Genomic DNA, 22,602 nt, shown 5'->3' with positions numbered 1-22,602 from the left:
TCTGCGCGCATTTTGTCGGCACAAATTATGCCAAGTTATTGAATTCTGGCAGCCGACCATTGGAGAGCAAATGTGATGGAAACCCGCAAGCCAAACCGCCTGCCGTTCCATCGCCTGGCGGTTTTTCCGGTGTTGATGGCTCAATTTGTCATTTTGTTCATTGCCGCTTTGGCGCTTTGGCAATGGCATGGAGTCGTTGCCGGATACTCGGGACTTTGCGGAGGCCTGATAGCCTTGCTGCCCAATGTTTATTTCGCTCACAAGGCATTTCGGTTTTCCGGCGCCCGAGCAGCCCAGTCCATCGTCCGGTCTTTTTATGCCGGCGAGGCAGGCAAACTGATTTTGACAGCAGTGCTTTTTGCGCTGGTGTTTGCAGGTGTGAAGCCACTGGCGCCGATAGCTGTATTCGGCGTGTTCGTGCTGACTCAGTCGGTCAGCTGGTTCGCTCCCCTGCTGATGAGAACAAGACTTTCGAGACCTTAGGGCGTTTGAGGCAACCATGGCAGAAACAACCGCTTCGGGCTATATCCAGCACCACTTGCAGAACCTGACCTTCGGTCAGCTACCTAACGGCGGCTGGGGCTTTGCCCATACCGCAGCAGAAGCCAAGGAAATGGGCTTCTGGGCTTTCCACGTCGATACTCTCGGCTGGTCGGTCGCGTTGGGTCTGATCTTCGTTTTTCTTTTCCGCATGGCGGCAAAGAAGGCGACTTCGGGTCAGCCGGGTGCTTTGCAGAACTTCGTTGAAGTATTGGTCGAATTCGTCGATGGCAGCGTGAAAGACAGCTTCCATGGCCGTAGCCCGGTGATTGCACCGCTGGCACTGACCATCTTCGTCTGGGTGTTCCTGATGAACGCCGTCGACCTGATCCCGGTCGACTGGATTCCTCAGCTGGCCATCCTGATCACCGGTGATCACCACATCCCGTTCCGCGCCGTGTCGACTACCGACCCGAACGCGACCCTGGGCATGGCGTTGTCGGTTTTTGCACTGATCATTTTCTACAGCATCAAGGTCAAGGGCATCGGCGGCTTCATCGGCGAACTGACCCTGCACCCGTTCGGCAGCAAGAACATCTTCGTTCAAGCCCTGCTGATCCCGGTGAACTTCCTGCTGGAATTCGTGACTCTGATCGCCAAGCCGATCTCTCTGGCTCTGCGTCTGTTCGGCAACATGTATGCCGGCGAGCTGGTGTTCATTCTGATCGCTGTGATGTTCGGCAGCGGCCTGCTCTGGCTGAGCGGCCTGGGCGTTGTTCTGCAGTGGGCTTGGGCTGTGTTCCACATCCTGATCATCACCCTGCAGGCGTTCATCTTCATGATGCTGACCATCGTCTACCTGTCGATGGCGCACGAAGAAAACCATTAAGACCAGTCTCGACTAGTCTGATGTCCTTCCCGGTCAAACGGGAAGGGGCTCTTCACAGGGCACCTGAAACGATTTGTTTTACCGCTTTAATCTAAAAAACCTAAACCATACGACGTAAAAGTCGGGAGGAAAGATGGAAACTGTAGTTGGTCTAACCGCTATCGCTGTTGCACTGTTGATCGGCCTGGGCGCACTGGGTACCGCAATTGGTTTCGGCCTGCTGGGCGGCAAGTTCCTGGAAGGCGCAGCGCGCCAGCCAGAAATGGTTCCAATGCTGCAAGTTAAAATGTTCATCGTTGCCGGTCTGCTCGACGCCGTAACCATGATCGGTGTTGGTATCGCTCTGTTCTTCACCTTTGCGAACCCGTTCGTTGGTCAGATCGCTGGCTAATTACCCGGATTCTTCCGAGTAATTTGATGTGATGGACAACGTAACTGCGAGGTGTTGGCGTGAACATTAATGCGACCCTGATTGGCCAGTCCGTTGCGTTCCTGATTTTTGTACTGTTCTGCATGAAGTATGTATGGCCTCCGGTCATCACTGCCCTGCACGAACGTCAAAAGAAGATCGCTGATGGTCTGGACGCTGCCAGCCGTGCAGCTCGCGACCTGGAGTTGGCCCAAGAAAAAGCGGGTCAGCAACTGCGCGAAGCGAAAGCTCAGGCAGCTGAAATCATCGAGCAAGCCAAGAAACGCGGTAACCAGATTGTCGAAGAGGCCGTTGAAAAGGCCCGTGTCGACGCTGACCGTCTGAAGGTTCAGGCTCAAGCCGAGATCGAACAGGAACTGAACAGTGTCAAAGACAAGCTGCGCGCCCAAGTGGGCATGCTGGCTGTCGGCGGCGCCGAGAAGATCCTGGGTGCCACAATCGATCAAAACGCGCACGCAGAGCTGGTTAACCAACTGGCTGCTGAAATCTAAGCGAGGGCGATCATGGCAGAACTGACCACGTTGGCCCGACCTTACGCTAAGGCGGCCTTCGAGCACGCTCAGGCCCACCAGCAACTGGCCAATTGGTCAGCCATGCTCGGCCTGGCTGCAGCGGTGTCACAAGATGACACCATGCAGCGCGTGCTCAAGGCCCCGCGACTGACGAGCGCAGAAAAGGCCGCCACGTTTATTGACGTGTGCGGCGACAAGTTTGATGCCAAGGCACAGAACTTCATCAATGTCGTTGCCGAAAACGACCGTCTCCCGCTTCTGCCGGAGATTGCCGCTCTTTTCGACCTGTACAAGGCCGAACAAGAGAAATCGGTAGACGTTGAAGTAACCAGTGCTTTTGCATTGAACCAAGAACAGCAAGACAAACTCGCCAAGGTTCTCAGTGCACGACTCAACCGGGAAGTGCGCCTGCAAGTTGCGGAGGATGCTGCCCTTATAGGTGGTGTCGTTATCCGCGCCGGCGACCTGGTTATCGATGGCTCGATTCGCGGCAAAATCGCGAAACTTGCCGAAGCATTGAAATCTTGAGTTTGAAGGGGCAGCAGAGCAATGCAGCAACTCAATCCTTCCGAAATAAGTGAAATTATCAAGGGCCGCATCGACAAGCTCGATGTGACCTCCCAAGCCCGTAACGAAGGCACTGTCGTCAGCGTATCTGACGGCATCGTGCGGATTCACGGTCTGGCCGACGTAATGTACGGCGAGATGATCGAGTTTCCGGGCGGCGTCTACGGTATGGCCCTCAACCTTGAGCAAGACTCCGTAGGTGCCGTTGTACTGGGCGCTTACCAGTCTCTGGCTGAAGGCATGAGCGCCAAGTGCACTGGCCGCATCCTCGAAGTTCCTGTTGGTAAGGAACTGCTGGGTCGCGTAGTCGACGCACTGGGTAACCCTGTTGACGGCAAAGGTCCACTGGGCAACACCTTGACCGACGCGGTCGAGAAAGTTGCACCGGGCGTGATCTGGCGTAAGTCGGTAGACCAGCCTGTACAGACTGGCTACAAGGCTGTCGATGCCATGATTCCTGTCGGCCGTGGCCAGCGTGAGCTGATCATCGGTGACCGTCAGATCGGTAAAACCGCTCTGGCGATCGACGCGATCATCAACCAGAAAGACAGCGGCATTTTCTGCGTCTACGTAGCAATCGGTCAGAAACAATCGACCATCGCCAACGTGGTTCGCAAGCTGGAAGAAAACGGCGCCCTGGCCAACACGATCATCGTGGCTGCCAGTGCTTCGGAATCTCCTGCGCTGCAATTCCTGGCACCGTACTCCGGTTGCACCATGGGTGAATTCTTCCGCGACCGCGGTGAAGACGCGCTGATCGTTTATGACGATCTGTCCAAGCAAGCAGTGGCTTACCGCCAGATTTCCCTGCTGCTGCGCCGTCCACCAGGCCGTGAAGCTTACCCAGGCGACGTGTTCTATCTCCACTCCCGTCTGCTGGAGCGCGCATCCCGCGTTTCGGAAGAATACGTAGAGAAGTTCACCAACGGCGCAGTGACCGGCAAAACCGGTTCCCTGACCGCACTGCCGATCATCGAAACCCAGGCTGGCGACGTTTCCGCGTTCGTTCCGACCAACGTGATTTCCATCACCGACGGTCAGATCTTCCTGGAATCGGCCATGTTCAACTCGGGCATCCGCCCTGCAGTGAACGCCGGTGTTTCGGTATCCCGTGTGGGTGGTGCCGCTCAGACCAAGATCATCAAGAAGCTCTCCGGTGGTATCCGTACCGCTCTGGCTCAGTACCGTGAACTGGCGGCATTCGCCCAGTTCGCTTCTGACCTGGACGAAGCGACCCGTAAGCAACTTGAGCATGGTCAGCGCGTTACCGAGCTGATGAAGCAGAAGCAATACGCACCAATGTCGATCGCTGACATGGCGCTGTCGCTGTATGCCGCTGAGCGTGGGTTCCTGACTGACATTGAAATCGCCAAGATCGGCAGCTTCGAACAAGCGCTGATCGCTTTCTTCAACCGCGATCACGCCGATTTGATGGCCAAGATCAACGTTAAAGGTGACTTCAATGACGAAATCGACGCTGGCATGAAAGCCGGTATCGAGAAGTTCAAGGCCACCCAAACCTGGTAAGCCGCAGCGGGAGCCGCGAGGCTCCCGCTTGCTAACCTGATAGGTGTTACATGGCAGGCGCAAAAGAGATTCGCAGTAAGATTGCGAGCATCAAAAGCACGCAAAAGATTACCAGCGCCATGGAAAAAGTGGCGGTAAGCAAAATGCGCAAGGCACAAATGCGCATGGCTGCTAGCCGTCCTTATGCGGAACGTATCCGCCAGGTAATTGGGCATCTGGCCAACGCCAACCCGGAATACCGCCACCCGTTCATGATCGACCGCGAAATCAAGCGTGTGGGTTATGTTGTGGTGAGCAGTGACCGTGGTTTGTGCGGCGGCTTGAACACCAACCTGTTCAAGGCCCTGGTCAAGGACATGGCGGTAAACCGCGAAAACGGCGTCGAGATTGATCTGTGTGTCGTTGGTAGCAAGGGTGCGGCCTTTTTCCGCAACTTCGGCGGTAACGTCGTTGCAGCTATCAGCCACCTGGGTGAAGAGCCGTCGATCAATGACTTGATCGGCAGCGTCAAGGTGATGCTGGATGCCTACCTGGACGGCCGTATTGACCGCCTGTCCGTGGTGTCCAACAAATTCATCAACACCATGACGCAACAGCCTACCGTGGAGCAATTGATTCCACTGGTGGCCACCCCGGATCAGGATCTCAAGCACCACTGGGACTATCTCTACGAACCGGATGCCAAAGAGCTGCTTGACGGCTTGATGGTCCGCTACGTTGAGTCGCAGGTCTACCAGGCGGTGGTCGAGAACAACGCGGCTGAACAAGCTGCGCGGATGATCGCGATGAAGAACGCTACCGACAACGCCGGTGATTTGATCAGCGATTTGCAGCTGATCTACAACAAGGCGCGTCAGGCTGCGATCACCCAAGAGATCTCGGAAATCGTCGGCGGCGCTGCCGCGGTTTAACGGTTCAAATATTCAGAGGATCCAGCTATGAGTAGCGGACGTATCGTTCAAATCATCGGCGCCGTTATCGACGTGGAATTTCCACGCGACAGCGTACCGAGCATCTACAACGCTTTGAAAGTAAAAAGCGATGCCGGCACCACTCTGGAAGTTCAGCAGCAGCTGGGCGACGGCGTGGTTCGTACCATTGCGATGGGTTCCACCGAAGGCTTGAAGCGCGGTCTGGAAGTTACCGACTCTGGCGCAGCCATCTCCGTACCGGTCGGTAAAGCGACCCTGGGCCGGATCATGGACGTCCTCGGTAACCCGATCGACGAAGCCGGCCCGATCGACACCGAAGAGCGTTGGGGCATTCACCGCCCAGCACCTTCGTTCGCTGAGCAAGCAGGCGGCAACGACCTGCTGGAAACCGGCATCAAGGTTATCGACCTGGTTTGCCCGTTTGCCAAAGGCGGTAAAGTCGGTCTGTTCGGTGGTGCCGGTGTAGGCAAAACCGTAAACATGATGGAACTGATCCGTAACATCGCCATCGAGCACAGCGGTTATTCCGTGTTCGCCGGTGTGGGCGAGCGTACCCGTGAGGGTAACGACTTCTACCACGAGATGAAGGACTCCAACGTTCTGGACAAAGTGGCACTGGTTTACGGTCAGATGAACGAGCCGCCGGGTAACCGTCTGCGCGTAGCACTGACCGGCCTGACCATGGCCGAGAAGTTCCGTGACGAAGGTAACGACGTTCTGCTGTTCGTCGACAACATCTATCGTTACACCCTGGCCGGTACTGAAGTATCCGCACTGCTGGGCCGTATGCCTTCGGCAGTAGGTTACCAGCCGACCCTGGCTGAAGAGATGGGCGTTCTGCAAGAACGTATCACTTCGACCAAGGAAGGTTCGATCACTTCGATCCAAGCGGTATACGTACCTGCGGATGACTTGACCGACCCGTCGCCAGCGACCACCTTCGCCCACTTGGACGCCACCGTCGTTCTGTCCCGTGACATCGCTTCCCTGGGTATCTACCCAGCGGTAGATCCACTGGATTCGACTTCGCGCCAGCTGGACCCGAACGTAATCGGCCAGGACCACTACGACACCGCTCGCGGCGTTCAGTACGTTCTGCAACGTTACAAAGAGCTGAAAGACATCATCGCGATCCTGGGTATGGACGAGCTGTCGGAAGCCGACAAACAGTTGGTAAACCGTGCTCGTAAGATCCAGCGCTTCTTGTCCCAGCCGTTCTTCGTGGCTGAAGTCTTCACCGGTGCTTCGGGTAAATACGTTTCCCTGAAAGACACCATTGCTGGCTTCAAAGGCATCCTCAACGGTGACTACGACCACCTGCCAGAACAAGCGTTCTACATGGTTGGCGGCATCGAAGAAGCGATCGAGAAAGCCAAGAAACTGTAATCCCGGCGCCCGGCAACGGGCGCTAATTTAGGTTGAGGCAATCAGATGGCTATGACAGTCCATTGCGATATCGTCAGCGCGGAAGGGGAAATCTTTTCCGGCCTGGTCGAGATGGTGATTGCGCACGGTGCACTGGGTGATCTTGGTATCGCTCTGGGTCACGCGCCGCTGATCACTAATCTCAAGCCGGGTCCGATCCGCCTGATCAAGCAAGGCGGGGAGCCTGAGGTGTTCTACATCTCCGGTGGTTTCCTCGAGGTTCAGCCGAACATGGTCAAGGTGCTTGCCGATACCGTGCAACGCGCCGCCGATCTGGATGAAGCTCAGGCTCAAGCAGCTCTCAAGGCTGCCGAGCATGCTCTGCATGAAAAAGGCGCTGATTTCGACTATAGCGCTGCGTCAGCACGCCTGGCCGAGGCTGCAGCTCAGCTGCGCACCGTCCAGCAGATCCGCAAGAAGTTTGGCGGTTAATCCGTCAGCCACTTGTTGTGCGATTGATAAAAAAGGGTAGCCTCGGCTACCCTTTTTTCTTTTTCCGAATTCAAACCCCGGTCGCAGTTGCTGACCACCCAGGATTGGTAGCCAGTCATGTCTCTTGAAATCGTTATCCTCGCGGCCGGTCAAGGCACTCGTATGCGTTCGGCATTACCGAAGGTGTTGCACCCGATTGCCGGCAATTCCATGCTGGGCCATGTTATCCACAGCGCCCGGCAACTCGATCCGCAACGCATTCACGTGGTCATCGGCCACGGTGCCGACGTGGTGCGCGAACGTCTGGCGGCTGATGACCTGAATTTCGTCCTGCAGGACAAGCAACTCGGTACCGGCCACGCCACCGCCCAAGCTGTGCCGTTCATTACCGCCGACACTGTGCTGATCCTTTACGGTGACGTGCCATTGATCGAAGTCGAAACCCTGCAACGTCTGCTCAAACAAGTCGTTCCCGGGCAAATGGGCCTGCTCACCGTTGAGCTGGATGACCCGACCGGCTATGGCCGCATCGTTCGCGATGCCGAAGGCAAGGTCACGGCAATCGTTGAGCATAAAGATGCCAGCGACGCACAACGCGCGATTACCGAAGGCAACACCGGCATTCTCGCTGTCCCGGCCAATCGTCTGGCCGACTGGATGAGCCGCCTGTCCAACAACAACGCTCAGGGCGAGTACTACCTGACCGACGTGATCGAAATGGCGGTCAGTGACGGTCTGGTGGTTGCCACCGAACAACCGCATGACCCGATGGAAGTGCAGGGCGCCAATGATCGCAAGCAACTGTCCGAGCTGGAGCGTCATTACCAGTTGCGCGCTGGCCGTCGTTTGATGGCGCAAGGCGTGACCCTGCGTGACCCGGCGCGCTTCGATGTGCGTGGCAAAGTCACCGTAGGTCGCGACGTGCTGATCGATGTCAACGTGATCCTCGAAGGTAACGTTGTTATCGAAGACGACGTGGAGATCGGCCCGAACTGCGTGATCAAGGACAGCACCTTGCGCAAAGGCGTGGTGATCAAGGCCAACAGTCATATCGAAGGCGCTGTTCTCGGCGAGGGCAGCGATGCCGGCCCGTTTGCGCGCCTGCGTCCTGGCACCGTGCTCGAAGCGCGGGCGCATGTGGGTAACTTTGTTGAATTGAAAAATGCCCACATGGGTGAAGGCGCAAAGGCCGGTCACTTGACCTACCTGGGCGATGCCGAAATCGGCGCGCGCACCAACATCGGCGCTGGCACCATCACCTGCAACTACGATGGCGCCAACAAGTGGAAAACCGTGTTGGGCGCGGATGTGTTCATCGGCTCCAACAACTCGTTGGTAGCGCCTGTGGATATCTCTGCCGGTGCGACCACGGCGGCGGGGTCGACCATTACGCAGAATGTGGATAACGCACAGTTGGCGGTTGGGCGTGCGCGGCAGAAGAATATTGATGGCTGGAAGCGGCCGGAGAAGATCAAGAAGGTCTGAGTTATCCACAGTCGCACTTAGCCACAAAAATCCAATGTGGGAGCGGGCTTGCTCGCGAATGCGATATCTCAGTCACACATTCAGTGCCTGAGACGACGCTTTCGCGAGCAAGCCCGCTCCCACATTTTTGTTTGTGTCGTTTTCAAAAAAGTCTGCCTGCTGCTTGACGATTTGGGGCCGATAGGTTTTTATTGCTTCCGTTATCTTTCGAATCGAAACTTAGGTCGTCATGTCGAAACGCAATACGCCGCAGCGCCGTCACAACATTCTTGCCTTGCTGAACGAGCAGGGTGAAGTCAGTGTGGACGAATTGGCCAAGCGCTTCGAAACCTCCGAAGTTACGATTCGCAAGGATCTTGCCGCGCTGGAAAGCCATGGCCTGTTGCTGCGCCGTTACGGCGGCGCAATCACCATGCCGCAGGAACTGGTCGCTGAAACCGCGCAAAGCGTTTCCAAGTACAAACAGGCGATTGCCCGCGCGGCGGTGAAACGCATTCGCGAGCACGCGCGCATCATCATCGACAGCGGCAGCACCACCGCCGCAATGATCCCCGAACTTGGCCAGCAGCCGGGTCTGGTGGTGATGACCAATTCCCTGCATGTCGCCAACGCCTTGAGCGAGCTTGAGCACGAACCGGTGCTGTTGATGACCGGCGGCACTTGGGATCCGCATTCGGAATCCTTTCAGGGCCAGGTCGCTGAGCAGGTACTACGCTCTTACGACTTCGACCAATTGTTTATCGGCGCCGATGGTATTGATCTGGTCCGCGGTACCACGACCTTCAATGAACTGCTCGGTTTGAGCCGGGTCATGGCTGATGTGGCGCGCGAAGTCATCGTCATGGTCGAGGCCGACAAGATCGGCCGCAAGATTCCCAATCTGGAGCTGCCATGGAGCAGCGTCCATACCCTCATTACCGATGATCGCCTGCCCATCGATGCACGCGATCAGATCCAGGCCCGCGGTATCAACTTGATTTGCGCGGCTGTCAGTCAGGAGAAATAAGCATGTGTGGAATTGTCGGCGCAGTTGCAGAACGTAACATCACCGCCATCCTGCTCGAAGGCCTCAAGCGCCTCGAATACCGCGGCTACGACAGCGCCGGTGTGGCGGTGTACACCAACGACGAAACCCTGGAGCGCATGCGTCGCCCGGGCAAAGTCAGCGAGCTCGAAGCAGCACTGGCTGAACACCCGCTGGTGGGACGTCTCGGTATCGCCCACACCCGCTGGGCCACTCACGGCGCACCGTGCGAGCGCAACGCCCACCCGCATTTCTCCGGCGATATCGCGGTTGTCCACAACGGCATCATCGAGAACCACGAAGCACTGCGTGAACAACTGAAAGCGCTGGGTTATGCGTTCACTTCGGACACTGACACCGAAGTCATCGCCCATTTGCTCAACCACAAACTCAAGGATCAGCCAGACCTGACCGTCGCCCTCAAAGCGACCGTCAAGGAACTGCACGGTGCTTACGGTTTGGCGGTGATCAACGCCAAGCAGCCTGATCGTCTGGTCGCTGCGCGCAGTGGCAGCCCGCTGGTGATCGGTCTGGGTCTGGGGGAGAACTTCCTCGCCTCCGATCAACTGGCCCTGCGTCAGGTCACTGACCGCTTCATGTACCTGGAAGAAGGCGATATCGCCGAAATTCGCCGCGATCACGTGCAGATCTGGGATATTGCTGGCAAAGCTGTCGAGCGCCAGACGGTGCAATACACCGACGGTGCCGAAGCCGCCGACAAAGGTGAATTCCGCCACTACATGCTCAAGGAAATCCACGAGCAACCGGCCGTTGTCCAGCGCACCCTCGAAGGTCGCTTGAGCAACGATCAAGTACTGGTTCAAGCATTCGGTCCACAAGCGGCCGAGCTGTTCGCCAAAGTGCGCAACGTGCAGATCGTTGCCTGTGGCACCAGCTATCACGCGGGTATGGTCGCCCGTTACTGGCTCGAAGAACTGGCCGGCATTCCGTGCCAGGTCGAAGTCGCCAGCGAATTCCGCTACCGCAAAGTGGTGGTGCAGCCAGACACCCTGTTCGTAACCATCTCGCAGTCCGGTGAAACCGCCGACACCCTGGCCGCGCTGCGCAACGCCAAAGAGTTGGGCTTCCTCGCCAGCCTGGCGATCTGCAACGTCGGCATCAGTTCGCTGGTGCGCGAATCCGACCTGACCCTGCTGACCCAGGCCGGTCGCGAAATCGGCGTGGCCTCGACCAAAGCCTTCACCACGCAACTGGTCGGCCTGCTGCTGTTGACCCTGTCGTTGGGCCAAGTGCGCGGCAGCCTTGCCAAAGGCATGGAAGCCACCCTGGTCGAAGAACTGCGTCGTCTGCCAACCCGCCTCGGCGAAGCGCTGGCGATGGATAGCACGGTGGAAAAAATCGCCGAACTGTTCGCTGAAAAGAACCACACCCTGTTCCTTGGCCGTGGCGCGCAATTCCCGGTAGCGATGGAAGGTGCCTTGAAACTCAAGGAAATCTCCTACATCCATGCCGAGGCCTACCCGGCCGGCGAACTGAAACACGGCCCGCTGGCGCTGGTGGATAACGACATGCCAGTGGTGACTGTTGCGCCGAACAACGAGCTGCTGGAAAAACTCAAATCCAACCTGCAGGAAGTCCGCGCTCGTGGCGGCGAGCTGATCGTGTTCGCCGACGAGAAAGCCGGGATGACCAACGGCGAAGGCACTCACGTAGTGCAAATGCCGCACATCCACGACATCCTCTCGCCGATCCTCTACACGATTCCGCTGCAGTTACTGTCGTACTACGTTGCGGTGCTGAAAGGCACGGACGTCGATCAGCCGCGTAACCTGGCGAAGTCGGTGACGGTGGAATAAGTTATCCACAACTGAGTCAGCCGAAAAAGATCGCAGCCTGCGGCAGCTCCTACACGGGAATCGTATTTCACCTGTAGGCGCTGCCGCAGGCTGCGATCTTTTGATTTTCAAGTGAGGGTCGACCCCGATGGACCGCTTCCAGGAAATGCACATCTTCACCACCGTCGCCCAAGAGCAAGGCTTCTCCGCTGCTGCTCGTCGCTTGGGTCTGTCCGCCGCCAGCGTCACGCGGGCGGTGGCGGCGCTGGAGTTGCGGATCGGTACGCAGTTGCTGATCCGGACCACGCGCAGTGTGCATTTGAGTGAAGCGGGGCAGCGTTATCTGGAAGATTGTCGGAGGATTCTCGCCGAGGTGCAGGAAGCCGAGGATTCTGCGGCGGGCAGTCATGCCCAGCCGCGTGGGCAATTGACGGTGACGGCGCCGGTGTTGTTTGGTGATTTGTTTGTGACGCCAGTGATGGCGGGTTATCTGGCGCAGTATCCGGATGTCACGATCAACGCAGTGCTGGTCGATCGCATCGTCAATATGGTGGAAGAGGGCATTGATGTCGCGGTGCGCATCGGTGACTTGGCGGATAGCAATCAGCATGCGATCCGAGTGGGAGAGGTACGTCGCGTCATCTGCGGTTCGCCGGACTACTTCGCCAAGTACGGTCGGCCGGTTCATCCCCAAGCGTTGGCCGGTGCGCCCGTCGTGGCGACCTCAGCGATTGGCCAGCAACGCACATGGCCGTTTCTCGATGCGGGCGAACCGCTCAGCGTGCGTCCCGAACCGCGCTTGATCGTCACCGCCAATCAGGCAGCCATTACCGCAGCCTGCATGGGCTTGGGTTTGACGCGGGTGTTGTCCTATCAAGTGGCGAGCAAGATTGCCTCCGGTGAACTTGAAATCGTCCTCGCCGAGTTTGAACTGCCGCCCTTGCCGATTCACGTGGTGTATCAGGGCGGACGCAAGGCCCCGGCGCGGATCCGCAGTTTTGTGGATTTCACGGTAGAGGCTTTGCGCGAAAATCCGGCGTTGAAAAATGAGGCGTTATTGCACCAGATGAAATAATTGATTGCGTTTGGTGATGATTCTGTTCCCCCCGCAACGGGGGGATGATGGTCTGCATCGGCGCTCTCATCCCCGCAGTGGCGCCCCTGTTCAGCGGAGTCGACCATGCAAGCGATCAAACTCTACAACTTCCCGCGTTCCGGCCACGCTCATCGCGTCGAGTTAATGCTGTCCCTGCTGAAATTGCCGACCGAGCTGATCTTCGTCGACTTGGCCAAGGGTGAGCAGAAACAGCCGGCCTACCTGGCGATCAACAGTTTCGGCCAAGTGCCGGCGATTGACGACGACGGCGTGGTGCTGGCCGATTCCAATGCCATTTTGGTTTACCTGGCGCACAAATACGGCCACGGCCGTTGGCTTCCTACCGATCCGGTCGGCGCCGCACGGGTACAGCGCTGGTTGTCAGCCGCCGCCGGGCCGATTGCTTTCGGGCCTGCCGCTGCGCGCCTGGTCACGGTGTTTGGTGCACAGTTGAATGCTGAAGAAGCGATCGGCCGTGCGCACAACCTGCTCAAAGTAATGGACGCCGAACTGGGCAAAACTGCCTATCTGGCGGGCGAAGAACCGAGCATTGCTGACGTCTCCGCCTACAGTTATATCGCCCATGCACCCGAGGGCAATGTCGCGCTGGATGACTACGCCAATGTGCGCGCATGGCTGGCCCGCGTCGAAGCCCTGCCGGGTTTTGTTGGCATGCCGCGCACCGCCGCCGGTCTGCAAACCGCAGTCTGATAATCGCAATCCACGCTGCGCCAGTGGTGCAGAGGAGAGGTCGTGATGGAAGGTTCACCGTGGCACGCTGGCGAACAGCAGTTACAGGCCCATGTCGGCGTTGCCGAACGCATGGAAGCCTTCGGGCGCAAGGTGATTCGCACCTGGATGCCCGATCAGCACCGTGAGTTCTATCAGCAACTGCCTTTCCTGCTGTACGGCGCCGTCGATGCACATGGGCGGCCGTGGGCCAGTGTGCTCGAAGGCGCGCCAGGGTTTGCCCAATCGCCGGATCCCGAACACCTGCATTTCGCCAGTCAGGTCGCGGCCGATGACCCGGCGCAATTGCGCAATGGCGAGCCGATCGGTTTGCTCGGCATCGAGTTGCACACTCGCCGGCGCAATCGCCTCAATGGCCATGTCGGCAATCTGAGCGCTGAAGGATTCGAAGTGAGCGTGGATCAGGCGTTTGGTAACTGCCCGCAATACATTCAGTTGCGTCAGTTCCAGCGTGTAGCACTGACTGATCCACAGACGCGCCCGGCTCAGCATCTGGATGTTCTGGATGATGCCGCCAGCGCGTTGATCGCTGGCGCCGATACCTTTTTCGTCGCCAGTTACGTGGATGTCGATGGCCAGCGTGCGGTGGATGTTTCCCATCGAGGCGGTCAGCCCGGTTTCGTACGGGTGGAAGGCAACCGTCTGACCATCCCCGATTTCGCCGGCAACCTGCACTTCAACACGTTGGGCAATCTGCTGCTGAATCCCAAGGCTGGCTTGCTGTTCATCGACTTTTCCACAGGCGATCTGCTGCAACTCAGCGGGCGTACCGAGATTCTTCTCGAAGACCCGCAGATCGAGGCGTTTCAAGGCGCTGAGCGGTTGTGGACTTTCGAAGTGGAGAAACTGGTGCGGCGCCCGGCAGCATTGGCGTTGCGCTGGCGCTTCGACGGCATGTCGCCGACCAGTCTGTTGACCGGCAATTGGGTCGAGGCGGCTGCACGGTTGCAGGCGCAAGCGCTGGGCAATCAATGGCGGCCGCTGCGGGTGGCGAAGATAGAAGCGGAAAGTCGCAGCATCCGTTCCATCTATCTGGAGCCCGCCGATGGCGCCGGTTTGCCGGTGTTTCTCGCCGGTCAGCATTTACCGCTACGCTTCACGATCGATGGCGAGGTGCATATCCGCACTTACAGCCTGTCGAGTGCGCCATCGGATGGTTTCTACCGGATCAGCGTCAAACGCGAAGGTTTGATTTCATCGCATCTGCATGAGCAGATCCGCGTTGGCGATGTGCTGGAAGCGCGGGCTCCACAAGGGCATTTCACTGTGGCGCCGCTGGAGCACCGCCCGCTGGTGCTATTGGCGGCTGGCGTGGGAATAACGCCGTTACTGTCGATGTTGCGCGAGGTGGTCTATCAAGGCTTACGGACGCGGGGGATTCGTCCGACGCTGTTGTTGCAGAGTTCGCGCAGCCTCGCGGATCAACCGTTTCGCAAAGAGCTGGACCGTTTGCTGGAAACGGCTGGCGATGCGGTACGGGTGCTGCGTTTGCTCAGCCAGCCGGAAGCCGATCTGCAAGAGGGCGAGGATTTTGATCTGCAGGGCCGAATTGATAGCTCAGTGCTGAGGAACCTGCTGGATGCCGAGGATTTCGACCAGCTCGATTTCGTCCTTTGCGGCCCCGGTGGTTTTACCCAAGGGCTGTACGACAGCCTGCGCGAACTGGATGTGCGCGACGCGAAGATTCATGCGGAAACCTTTGGCCCGTCGACACTGAAACGCCAGGCCGACCCGGACGCCATCGTCATCGAACAACCGCCCGCAGCGACTACTTCGGTGCCTGTGGTGTTCGAGCGCTCGGCAAAAGAAGCGCGTTGGCAACCCGATGGCGGTAGCCTGCTGGAGCTGGCGGAAAGCCGTGGATTGCGTCCGGAGTTCAGTTGCCGCGGTGGCTCATGCGGCACCTGCAAAACAAGGCTGGTCAGCGGCGCAGTAAATTATCCACAGCCCCCGGCGGACATTCCGGAAGCAGGCCACGTGCTGATTTGCTGCGCAGTTCCGGCACAAAGCAGCCAACCCTTGGTCTTGGACCTGTAACGAGCCCCTGTAGGAGCTGCCGAAGGCTGCGATCTTTTGATCTTGCGTTTATAGAATCAAAATCAAAAGATCGCAGCCTGCGGCAGCTCCTGCAGGGGGATGTGGTTCAGCCTGATCAGGCGTAGGAGAGGGATTTCTCTTCGAGCAATTCCTGATACAGCTCTGTCCACTTGCGGCCCATCTCGTCGGCGGTGAATAACTGCCGATATCGTGCCTCGGCCTTCACACCCATCGCAGCAGCGCGCACCGGATCTTCCCACAACGTACGCATTGCCTCGCGAAACGCCTGGGGATTACTCGGCGGCACTACCAGCCCGGTTTCGTTGTGGATATTGATGTAGCTGGTGCCAGTGCCGATCTCACTGGAGATCATCGGCTTGCCGTACATCGCGCCTTCAAGCAGCGAAATACCGAACGCTTCCGAGCGCAGGTGCGAAGGGAAAACGATGGCGTAGCTCAGTTGCAGCAAGGCGACTTTGTCTTCATCACCCAGGCGCCCGAGGAAATGGATATTGCGCAGCCCCAGCGCCGCCGCTTGAGCATGCAGTTCCTGTTCGAGCGGGCCGGCGCCGACGATCACCACCGGGTAATCCACGTCTTTCAGCGCTTCGAGCAGAATGTGCAGGCCTTTGTAGTAACGCATCACGCCGACAAACAGGAAAAACTTATCCCCAAGCTGTTGGCGCCAACGGTTCATCCTTTCGCTATCGGCCTGTGGATAACCTGCTTTGTTCAAGCCATAAGGAATCACCCGGGTCTTGTCCTGAAACTGCTGCAGAACATCGCTGGTGTGCAGGTAGTTCGGCGATGCCGCGACGATGCGGTCGGCGCTGGCGAGGAAACGGTTCATCAGCGGACGATAGAGTTTGAGCAGGTGCTTCTGGCGAATGATGTCCGAGTGGTAGGTGACGACACTGGGCTTGTTCGTTGCGCTGGCGAAATGCACCAGGTCCATGAACGGCCACGGGAAGTGGTAGTTGACCACGTCGGCCTCGGCGGCCATTTCGCGAAACTGCTTGAACACGCTCCAGGAGAACCCGGTGGAGGCGAATTGAATGTCGAGTTTGGCGCGGTGCACTTCGTGCTGACCGAGTTTCACCACCGGCGGCGTCGGGTCGGCGCTGAGCGTCAGCACCTGGCCGTCGATGCCATGTTTGGCGCCGCTCTCGCACAGCTGGAAAATCACTTGTTCGATGCCGCCGACCGAATCAGGCAGGTAAGTCTTGAAAAAATGAAGTACGCGCATTTCAACCTCCCATGGCCTGGCGGTAGGCACCGGCCGTGGCCTGTGCACAACGCTCCCAGGAAAAAAGCCGTGCCTGCTGCAATCCGGCTTCTCGGCATGCCTGCCAATGTGCTTGATCGTCGATCAACCGGCTCATTGCATCACGCAAGCCGTCTGCATCGTCAGCTTCAATATAGTTGCCGGCAGCGCCCGCGACTTCCGGCATCGCCGAGGAGCGGGTGATGACTACCGGTGTGCCACTGGCCATCGCCTCGAGTACCGGCAAGCCAAAACCTTCATACAGCGAAGGAAAAATCAGTGCTCGGGCGCCGGCCAGCAGTTGTGCTACCTGTTCGTCCGGCAGATAACCGAGCAGACACACATGCCCGCTCGCCAGGGCTTGGCGCAGCGGTTCGCTGAACTGTTCGCGCTCCCAGCCCGCCATGCCGACGATCAGCAACGGAAAGCGCTGGCGCACGGCTTCCGGTAACAGGGCGTGCGCACGCAGGGCCAGACAGAGATTCTTGCGCGGCTCGAGGGTGCCGACACACAGAAAGTATTCTCGAAAGCCGACGGCATGCGCTTTGAGTACCGCGTCGATGGCGTGCGGTTCGCGCGGATGGAAACGTTCGGCCACGCCCAATGGCGCTACGACAAAGCGCTCGGCGGGCAGACCAAAATAGTCCTGGGCCTCGTCGGCAATCGCCTGTGAGTCGGTCAGGATCAGCCGTGCCTGCTGTATGCCAGAGGCCAAGCGCCGCTCGATTTCCTTGAGCCGCGCCGGCGGCTGGGTTTCCGGAAAATGCAGGTGCGTGAGGTCGTGCAGGGTGATCACGGTCGGGCCGTTGAACGCCAGCGGCCACAGGCTCGGCTCGTGGTACAGGTCGATACCTTGCGTGCTGCCCTGATCGAAACGTTTCTGCTCCAGCCAGCGCCGGGCCTGATAAGCCCCGGGGATTTGCCGCAGCAGCGGCGTCAGGCGCGAGTAACCGGGCATGGCCGCTTCCGGCAATGCCGAACTCCAGCCCCAGCCATGGAACAAGCTGACCTCGACATCGGTTTCGCTGCGCAAAGCGTTGACCAGCTCCGCGACATAGTGGCCGATGCCGGTGCGCGGTGCCTGCAGAATTCGTGCGTTAAGGGCAATGCGCATGCTGCCTCGCTGGCGCCGTTAGCGCTTCCAGGACATGACGCACACTGCGTTTGGCCAGTTGCTCGCTGGCTTCGCGCCAGCCGATCCAGGTCCAGTCCGCGACATCGCGGGCGGCGGGGAACTGGCCGCTGCTTTCGAAGGCTGCGATCAGATCGGCAAGGCTTTGCGGTGCTTGCAGATCGAAGTACGCCATGAACTCACCGCCGATTTCGCGGAACACTGCGATATCGCTGGCCATTGCCGGCAGACCGCGCTGCATGGCCTCCACCAGTGGCAGGCCGAAGCCTTCGACGAACGAGGGGAAGACCAATGCCTTGGAGTGGGCGTAGGCGTGTTCGAGGCTGGTATCGCTCAGGTCGTTGAACATGAACAGCCGCTGATTCAGCTGCGGGTGAGCGCGCACCCGCTCAAGCAGGACCTCGCACTTCCAGCCGACACGCCCGGCGATGCACAGGCGGGCATTTGAGCCTGCAGCCCAGGCGCGCTCAAAGGCGTCGAGCAGATAGCCGTGGTTCTTGCGTGGCTCAATGGTGCTGACCATCAGGAACACCGGCTCGGCTGTGGCGAACATTTCGCGCAGGCGCGGTTCGACCGTTGCCTCGTTGCTGTGCAAGTCCAGCTCGGAGCCGAGGTGGAAAAAATCCAGCCAGCGCTTGTCAGCCTGCGCGGAGCCGATGCGCTGTTGCAGTTCCTCACGCACCTGATCACGTACGGTCGCGGAGATCGCCATAAAACCATCGGCGGTGCGGCTGACCCAGTCGAACCACTCGCTGAAAACCTGCACCAGGCGCGTGTCGTAGAACTGCGGATGAGTCAGCGGGATGAGGTCGTAGATCACCGCGATGATGCCGACGCCATCGCGTTTGAGTCGTTCGACGTGGGCAAAAAAATCCGAGTGCCAGGAGGAATCCAGCAGCACCAGTTGATCACCGGGCTGATGTTGCAGCGGTGAGCAGCGCTTGAGCAATTGGGTGTGGTTTATGGCGCCAATCAGCCGCAGGGGTACACCGAACAAACCGAATGACGTCAGGCGATAGGCAACATACAGCCCGCGTCGCAGCAGTTTCGAGCTGCTCCGGGTGTCGAGGCGCTGGTGCCCTTGCCAGAATCGATGCGCGAGGCGTTGCAGGCGTTCGCCGAACGTCGCCAGGGCATTGAACAGCGGGGTGTCGAGCGGCGCCAGGCGCTGTACACGATAGAGTTGGCCATTGAGCAGGATCACCGGCATGCATTCGACGCCTTCGGCGCTCGGCGGCAACTGTTTGATGACATTGCGCACCACGCGCTGGATTCCGGAATTGACTTTCGGGTGCTTGAACACGTGGGTGCATTCCACCAGCAAGCGAGTCATGGCGTGCGCTCGACAGGTGTGACCGCAGTTTCGCGAGTGATCGTGGTCTGCGCATTCAGCCAGGAACAGCCGACGAAATCTTCGTGCCGATTGTTGATCACGTGGAACACCAGGCCGTAGTCGCGCCATTCGAAGTTGCGATCCAGGTGCGAATCCAGGCGCGACAGGCTCAGCGACACCGAATAGTTGCCTTTGCCCAGGCCCATGATGAAGGCGAAGCGATAGGTAAAGCGTTCACCGGCGTGCAGATCGGTCAGCGCCTTGCCCTGACGGTGAGTGTTGATGCCATACATCATCTGCCCCAGGCGATCCTTGAGGATGAAGCCCAGCACCAGGCGTTCGATGTCCTTGCGCACTTCGACCTGCACTTCCAGCACCACCGGCTGGCCGACTTCGGCGGCGTCGATGCTGCGATCGTGTTCGTCGAGCATGCGCACGCCGAGAATCGCCGCTTCACCGGTACCCGAGACGGTCTGCACTTCGCCCCCGGCGAGCATTTCCTGGCGCACGACCTGGCCTTCACGCTCGGCCATCAGGGCGTTGTAGTAATCGAGCACGGCTTCGGGTTTGCCGTACATGGCCATGTGGCCGTCCTTGAGCAGGATCGCCGAGTCGCAGATCGACTGAATTGCCGAGCGGTCGTGGGACACAATCAACAGCGTGGTGCCGGCCTTGCGGAAGCTGCGGATGCGCTCGAAACTCTTGTGCTGAAAGTAGGCGTCGCCCACCGACAGCGCTTCGTCGACGATCAGAATGTCCGGACGCCGGGCGGTCGCCACACTGAACGCCAGACGCATCTGCATGCCGCTGGAATAGGTGCGTACCGGGTGATCGATGGCGTCGCCAATCTCGGCGAAATATTCTATTTCGGGCATCAACGCTTCGATTTCTTCGAGCTGCATGCCCAGTAGCTGCCCGGCCATCACCGCGTTCTGGCGGCCGGTGAAGTCGGGATGAAAACCCATGCCCAGTTCCAGCAGCGCCGCGACCCGGCCTTCGATTTCGATCTTGCCCGCAGTCGGCTGGGTGGTGCCGGTGATCATCTTCAACAAGGTGCTTTTGCCGGCACCGTTGGCGCCGACAATGCCCACCGCTTCGCCGGGGGCGATCTCGAATTCGACATCGCGCAGCACCCAGTGCTGATGATGACGGATCGGCGAGAACGGGATCAGCCACTCGGCCAGCCGCGCCCAGCGGTTAGGGTATTGCTTGTAGGCCTTGCTCAGGCCGGTGACACGAATATGCCCCATCAGAGTTCATCCACCATTTCGCCGACGCGTTGACGAAACAGCCGCAGCCCGAGCAGGCAGAAAACGCTGCCGGTGATGAAGATCGGCAACAGCGAACTCCACACCGGCCATTGCCCATAGAGAAACAGGTTCTGATAACTGCTGAACAGGTTGGTCAGCGGGTTGAGTTGCAACAGGCGTTGCACCCATTCCGGCAGGATACTGATCGGATAGACGATCGGCGTCAGCCAGAACCAGAATTGCAGGCAGATCGCGAAGAGCTGGCCGACATCGCGGAAAAACACGTTGAGCACACCGAGCACCATGCCCAGTCCGGCGCAAAACATCATTTGCAGCGCAATCAGCGGCAACAGCGCCAGCAAGGCCATGCCCGGCCAGCGCCCGGTCACCAGCAGGAAACCCAGAAACAGCGCGATGATGATGGCGAAGTTGATCCCGGCATTGATCAGCACGATCACCGGCAGGCAGATCCGCGGAAAGCTGATTTTCTTCAGCAGATTGGCGTTGTCGAGAAACATCGTTTGGCTGCGCAGGGTGATTTCCGAGAACAGTCCCCAGGCCAGCAGGCCGGCGCAGAGGTAGACGCTGTAGGCCATGCTGTCGTCCACACCGGGCAGGCGCGCGCGCATGATGTGCGAAAAAATCACCGTATACACGACGATCATCGACAGCGGATTGAAGATCGGCCACAGGGCACCGAACAGCGAATTGCGGTAACGCGCTTGAAACTCTCGTTGCACGCTGCCGAGGATGAATCCACGGTAGCTGCGCAACGAGCGATACAGGGAAAGCAGCATTCAATCGGTCCTGCCGTAATGGTCTTCGAAGCGGACGATATCGTCCTCTCCCAGGTATTCGCCGCTTTGCACTTCGATGATCACCAGATCGATCACGCCGGGGTTTTCCAGGCGGTGCTTGTGGCCGGCGGCGATGAACGTCGATTCGTTCTTGGCCACCAGATGCGTGCCGGTGCCGTTGTTGGTGACCTTGGCCATGCCTTCGACAACCACCCAGTGTTCGTTGCGGTGATGGTGCATTTGCAGGGACAGTTTGCCGCCAGGTTTGACCACGATGCGCTTGATCTTGAAGCGCGGGCCTTCCTCCAGAACGGTGTAGGTGCCCCACGGACGGCTGACCGTACGGTGCAGGCGATAGGCTTCGTGGGACTTGTCCTTGAGTTGTTTGGCCACCCGGCGCACGTCTTGCGCGCGGTCGGCATGCGCCACCAGCACCGCGTCGGCGGTGTCGACCACGATCAGGTTATCCACACCCACCGTCGCCACCAGGCGACCGTCGCTCTGGACGAAGTTGTTATGGCTGTCGATGAAGATCGCCTCGCCGCTGGCGCGGTTGTTGTCGGCATCGGCCGGCACCAGCGCGGCGACGGCGCCCCATGAACCGATATCGCTCCAGTCGAAACCGGCCGGCACCACGACGACTTTTTCCGAACGCTCCATCAACGCATAGTCGATGGAAATGTCGGTGATTTCAGCAAACAGCGCCGGCGACAGTTCCTGTTGCAGGCAGCCGACGGTTTCGATGGGCGCACTGGCGTTCATGCACGCGCGAGTCTGTTCGAGCAGCTCGGGTGCGTGCAGTTGCAGTTCGGCAATCACGGTGGCGGTGGTGAAGCAGAACATCCCCGAATTCCACAGGAAGTTGCCGCTTTCCAGGTAATGCGTGGCGGTTTGCAGGTCGGGTTTTTCGACGAAGCGCTGCACTTTGGCCGCGCCTTTGGCGTCCAGCGGCGCGCCGGTCTCGATGTAGCCGAAACCGGTTTCCGGCGCGGTCGGGATCACGCCGAAAGTCACCAGATAACCGTCCTTCGCCAGATTCACCGCGTGTTCCACGGCGGTTTTCAGTGCGTCCTGATTGACGATCAAATGGTCAGCGGGCATCACCACCATGATCGCGTCGTCGCCATGCAACGCTTGCAGTGACAACGCCGCTGCAGCAATCGCCGGCGCCGTGTTGCGCCCGGTCGGCTCCAGCAGGAAGTGCCCGCGATGCCGCGAGACATGGGCGGCGCAATAGTGATCCTTGCTCTGGAAGTAATATTCGCGGTTGGTCACCGTGACAATGTCGCCCCAGCCGTCCAGCAGCGCGGCAGCACGCTGGTAGGTCTTGCCGAGCAGCGACTGACCGTCGGGCAGGGTCATGAACGGCTTCGGATGGCCCTCGCGGGACACCGGCCACAAACGGGTGCCGGCACCGCCGGACAAAATCACGGGGATCAGCATG

At 59.0% G+C, this 22,602-nt stretch carries 21 protein-coding genes; 15 read left to right on the top strand and 6 right to left on the bottom strand.

Annotated elements, in window-relative coordinates:
• The first annotated feature begins 75 nt into the window (after window positions 1-75).
• The 15 genes from C2E19_RS01000 to C2E19_RS00930 all read left to right on the top strand — a co-directional run bounded on the left by C2E19_RS01000 (window position 76) and on the right by C2E19_RS00930 (window position 15,382).
• Window positions 76-483, top strand: coding sequence for a F0F1 ATP synthase subunit I (locus tag C2E19_RS01000; protein WP_129386918.1), 408 nt, complete (start codon window positions 76-78; stop codon window positions 481-483).
• Between the two features lie 16 nt (window positions 484-499).
• The gene (gene atpB, locus C2E19_RS00995) at window positions 500-1,369 is read left to right on the top strand and encodes a F0F1 ATP synthase subunit A (RefSeq protein WP_008084413.1); all 870 of its coding nucleotides are present in this window, start codon (window positions 500-502) and stop codon (window positions 1,367-1,369) included.
• Between the two features lie 133 nt (window positions 1,370-1,502).
• Window positions 1,503-1,760: a F0F1 ATP synthase subunit C gene (gene atpE / locus C2E19_RS00990; RefSeq protein WP_003097235.1), complete on the top strand. Its 258-nt coding sequence runs from the start codon at window positions 1,503-1,505 to the stop codon at window positions 1,758-1,760.
• A 59-nt stretch (window positions 1,761-1,819) separates the two neighbouring features.
• Entirely contained in the window at window positions 1,820-2,290 is a 471-nt protein-coding gene (locus C2E19_RS00985) for a F0F1 ATP synthase subunit B (RefSeq protein WP_129386915.1), read from the top strand.
• A gap of 12 nt (window positions 2,291-2,302) precedes the next feature.
• Window positions 2,303-2,839: a F0F1 ATP synthase subunit delta gene (locus tag C2E19_RS00980; protein WP_007911956.1), complete on the top strand. Its 537-nt coding sequence runs from the start codon at window positions 2,303-2,305 to the stop codon at window positions 2,837-2,839.
• 21 nt (window positions 2,840-2,860) lie between these two features.
• A complete protein-coding gene (gene atpA, locus C2E19_RS00975; protein ID WP_007911958.1) occupies window positions 2,861-4,405 on the top strand; it encodes a F0F1 ATP synthase subunit alpha in 1,545 nt (514 codons plus the stop codon).
• Between the two features lie 50 nt (window positions 4,406-4,455).
• Window positions 4,456-5,316 carry a F0F1 ATP synthase subunit gamma gene (gene atpG / locus C2E19_RS00970; RefSeq protein WP_007911960.1) on the top strand — a complete coding sequence of 287 codons (861 nt, stop codon included), beginning with the start codon at window positions 4,456-4,458 and terminating at the stop codon, window positions 5,314-5,316.
• 27 nt (window positions 5,317-5,343) lie between these two features.
• Window positions 5,344-6,723: a F0F1 ATP synthase subunit beta gene (atpD, locus tag C2E19_RS00965; RefSeq protein WP_016984062.1), complete on the top strand. Its 1,380-nt coding sequence runs from the start codon at window positions 5,344-5,346 to the stop codon at window positions 6,721-6,723.
• A 45-nt stretch (window positions 6,724-6,768) separates the two neighbouring features.
• Entirely contained in the window at window positions 6,769-7,194 is a 426-nt protein-coding gene (locus tag C2E19_RS00960) for a F0F1 ATP synthase subunit epsilon (protein WP_007911962.1), read from the top strand.
• Window positions 7,195-7,311: 117 nt separating this feature from the next.
• The gene (gene glmU / locus C2E19_RS00955; protein WP_129386912.1) at window positions 7,312-8,679 is read left to right on the top strand and encodes a bifunctional UDP-N-acetylglucosamine diphosphorylase/glucosamine-1-phosphate N-acetyltransferase GlmU; all 1,368 of its coding nucleotides are present in this window, start codon (window positions 7,312-7,314) and stop codon (window positions 8,677-8,679) included.
• A 229-nt stretch (window positions 8,680-8,908) separates the two neighbouring features.
• Window positions 8,909-9,685 carry a DeoR/GlpR family DNA-binding transcription regulator gene (locus C2E19_RS00950; protein WP_129386909.1) on the top strand — a complete coding sequence of 259 codons (777 nt, stop codon included), beginning with the start codon at window positions 8,909-8,911 and terminating at the stop codon, window positions 9,683-9,685.
• A 2-nt stretch (window positions 9,686-9,687) separates the two neighbouring features.
• On the top strand, window positions 9,688-11,520 hold the full coding sequence (glmS, locus tag C2E19_RS00945) for a glutamine--fructose-6-phosphate transaminase (isomerizing) (RefSeq protein ID WP_129386906.1): 1,833 nt from the start codon (window positions 9,688-9,690) through the stop codon (window positions 11,518-11,520).
• A gap of 127 nt (window positions 11,521-11,647) precedes the next feature.
• Window positions 11,648-12,574, top strand: a complete 927-nt coding sequence (locus C2E19_RS00940) for a LysR family transcriptional regulator (RefSeq protein ID WP_129386903.1) — start codon at window positions 11,648-11,650, stop codon at window positions 12,572-12,574.
• 105 nt (window positions 12,575-12,679) lie between these two features.
• On the top strand, window positions 12,680-13,306 hold the full coding sequence (locus tag C2E19_RS00935; protein WP_129386900.1) for a glutathione S-transferase family protein: 627 nt from the start codon (window positions 12,680-12,682) through the stop codon (window positions 13,304-13,306).
• 45 nt (window positions 13,307-13,351) lie between these two features.
• Window positions 13,352-15,382 (top strand): pyridoxamine 5'-phosphate oxidase family protein, encoded by a 2,031-nt coding sequence (locus C2E19_RS00930; RefSeq protein WP_129386897.1) that lies wholly within the window; start codon window positions 13,352-13,354, stop codon window positions 15,380-15,382.
• Between the two features lie 115 nt (window positions 15,383-15,497).
• On the opposite strand, the gene C2E19_RS00925 is transcribed toward C2E19_RS00930, so the two are convergent.
• Genes C2E19_RS00925 through C2E19_RS00900 form a run of 6 tightly spaced genes read right to left on the bottom strand, consistent with a single transcriptional unit; the run spans window position 15,498 to window position 22,601 of the window.
• Window positions 15,498-16,628: a glycosyltransferase family 4 protein gene (locus C2E19_RS00925; protein WP_129386894.1), complete on the bottom strand. Its 1,131-nt coding sequence runs from the start codon at window positions 16,626-16,628 to the stop codon at window positions 15,498-15,500.
• Between the two features lies 1 nt (window position 16,629).
• Window positions 16,630-17,760 carry a glycosyltransferase family 1 protein gene (locus tag C2E19_RS00920; protein WP_129386891.1) on the bottom strand — a complete coding sequence of 377 codons (1,131 nt, stop codon included), beginning with the start codon at window positions 17,758-17,760 and terminating at the stop codon, window positions 16,630-16,632.
• Window positions 17,744-19,111, bottom strand: coding sequence for a glycosyltransferase family 1 protein (locus tag C2E19_RS00915; RefSeq protein ID WP_129386888.1), 1,368 nt, complete (start codon window positions 19,109-19,111; stop codon window positions 17,744-17,746). Before C2E19_RS00915 ends, C2E19_RS00920 begins: the two co-directional genes overlap by 17 nt.
• Entirely contained in the window at window positions 19,108-20,361 is a 1,254-nt protein-coding gene (locus tag C2E19_RS00910) for an ABC transporter ATP-binding protein (protein WP_129386885.1), read from the bottom strand. Before C2E19_RS00910 ends, C2E19_RS00915 begins: the two co-directional genes overlap by 4 nt.
• Entirely contained in the window at window positions 20,361-21,158 is a 798-nt protein-coding gene (locus C2E19_RS00905; RefSeq protein WP_129386881.1) for an ABC transporter permease, read from the bottom strand. Before C2E19_RS00905 ends, C2E19_RS00910 begins: the two co-directional genes overlap by 1 nt.
• Window positions 21,159-22,601: a mannose-1-phosphate guanylyltransferase/mannose-6-phosphate isomerase gene (locus tag C2E19_RS00900; RefSeq protein WP_129386879.1), complete on the bottom strand. Its 1,443-nt coding sequence runs from the start codon at window positions 22,599-22,601 to the stop codon at window positions 21,159-21,161.
• Between the last annotated feature and the right edge of the window lies 1 nt (window position 22,602).

Origin of the sequence: Pseudomonas sp. DTU12.3 (genome assembly GCF_004124275.1) — a bacterium.
Taxonomy (GTDB): Bacteria; Pseudomonadota; Gammaproteobacteria; order Pseudomonadales; family Pseudomonadaceae; genus Aquipseudomonas; species Aquipseudomonas helmanticensis.
Note: the sequence above shows the minus strand (reverse complement) of the source record. Positions and strands in the feature narration are given on the sequence as shown.

What these genes read in the sequence shown, in the direction of transcription:
- atpB (WP_008084413.1), top strand. Translation starts at nt 500, where the DNA reads ATGGCAGAAACAACCGCTTCGGGCTATATCCAGCACCACTTGCAGAAC.
- C2E19_RS00940 (WP_129386903.1), top strand. Translation starts at nt 11,648, where the DNA reads ATGGACCGCTTCCAGGAAATGCACATCTTCACCACCGTCGCCCAAGAG.
- C2E19_RS00950 (WP_129386909.1), top strand. Translation starts at nt 8,909, where the DNA reads ATGTCGAAACGCAATACGCCGCAGCGCCGTCACAACATTCTTGCCTTG.
- C2E19_RS00980 (WP_007911956.1), top strand. Translation starts at nt 2,303, where the DNA reads ATGGCAGAACTGACCACGTTGGCCCGACCTTACGCTAAGGCGGCCTTC.
- atpE (WP_003097235.1), top strand. Translation starts at nt 1,503, where the DNA reads ATGGAAACTGTAGTTGGTCTAACCGCTATCGCTGTTGCACTGTTGATC.
- C2E19_RS00900 (WP_129386879.1), bottom strand. Translation starts at nt 22,601, where the DNA reads ATGCTGATCCCCGTGATTTTGTCCGGCGGTGCCGGCACCCGTTTGTGG.
- glmU (WP_129386912.1), top strand. Translation starts at nt 7,312, where the DNA reads ATGTCTCTTGAAATCGTTATCCTCGCGGCCGGTCAAGGCACTCGTATG.
- glmS (WP_129386906.1), top strand. Translation starts at nt 9,688, where the DNA reads ATGTGTGGAATTGTCGGCGCAGTTGCAGAACGTAACATCACCGCCATC.
- C2E19_RS00960 (WP_007911962.1), top strand. Translation starts at nt 6,769, where the DNA reads ATGGCTATGACAGTCCATTGCGATATCGTCAGCGCGGAAGGGGAAATC.
- C2E19_RS00910 (WP_129386885.1), bottom strand. Translation starts at nt 20,361, where the DNA reads ATGGGGCATATTCGTGTCACCGGCCTGAGCAAGGCCTACAAGCAATAC.
- C2E19_RS00920 (WP_129386891.1), bottom strand. Translation starts at nt 17,760, where the DNA reads ATGCGCATTGCCCTTAACGCACGAATTCTGCAGGCACCGCGCACCGGC.
- C2E19_RS00935 (WP_129386900.1), top strand. Translation starts at nt 12,680, where the DNA reads ATGCAAGCGATCAAACTCTACAACTTCCCGCGTTCCGGCCACGCTCAT.
- atpD (WP_016984062.1), top strand. Translation starts at nt 5,344, where the DNA reads ATGAGTAGCGGACGTATCGTTCAAATCATCGGCGCCGTTATCGACGTG.
- C2E19_RS00925 (WP_129386894.1), bottom strand. Translation starts at nt 16,628, where the DNA reads ATGCGCGTACTTCATTTTTTCAAGACTTACCTGCCTGATTCGGTCGGC.
- C2E19_RS00915 (WP_129386888.1), bottom strand. Translation starts at nt 19,111, where the DNA reads ATGACTCGCTTGCTGGTGGAATGCACCCACGTGTTCAAGCACCCGAAA.
- atpG (WP_007911960.1), top strand. Translation starts at nt 4,456, where the DNA reads ATGGCAGGCGCAAAAGAGATTCGCAGTAAGATTGCGAGCATCAAAAGC.
- C2E19_RS01000 (WP_129386918.1), top strand. Translation starts at nt 76, where the DNA reads ATGGAAACCCGCAAGCCAAACCGCCTGCCGTTCCATCGCCTGGCGGTT.
- C2E19_RS00930 (WP_129386897.1), top strand. Translation starts at nt 13,352, where the DNA reads ATGGAAGGTTCACCGTGGCACGCTGGCGAACAGCAGTTACAGGCCCAT.
- atpA (WP_007911958.1), top strand. Translation starts at nt 2,861, where the DNA reads ATGCAGCAACTCAATCCTTCCGAAATAAGTGAAATTATCAAGGGCCGC.
- C2E19_RS00905 (WP_129386881.1), bottom strand. Translation starts at nt 21,158, where the DNA reads ATGCTGCTTTCCCTGTATCGCTCGTTGCGCAGCTACCGTGGATTCATC.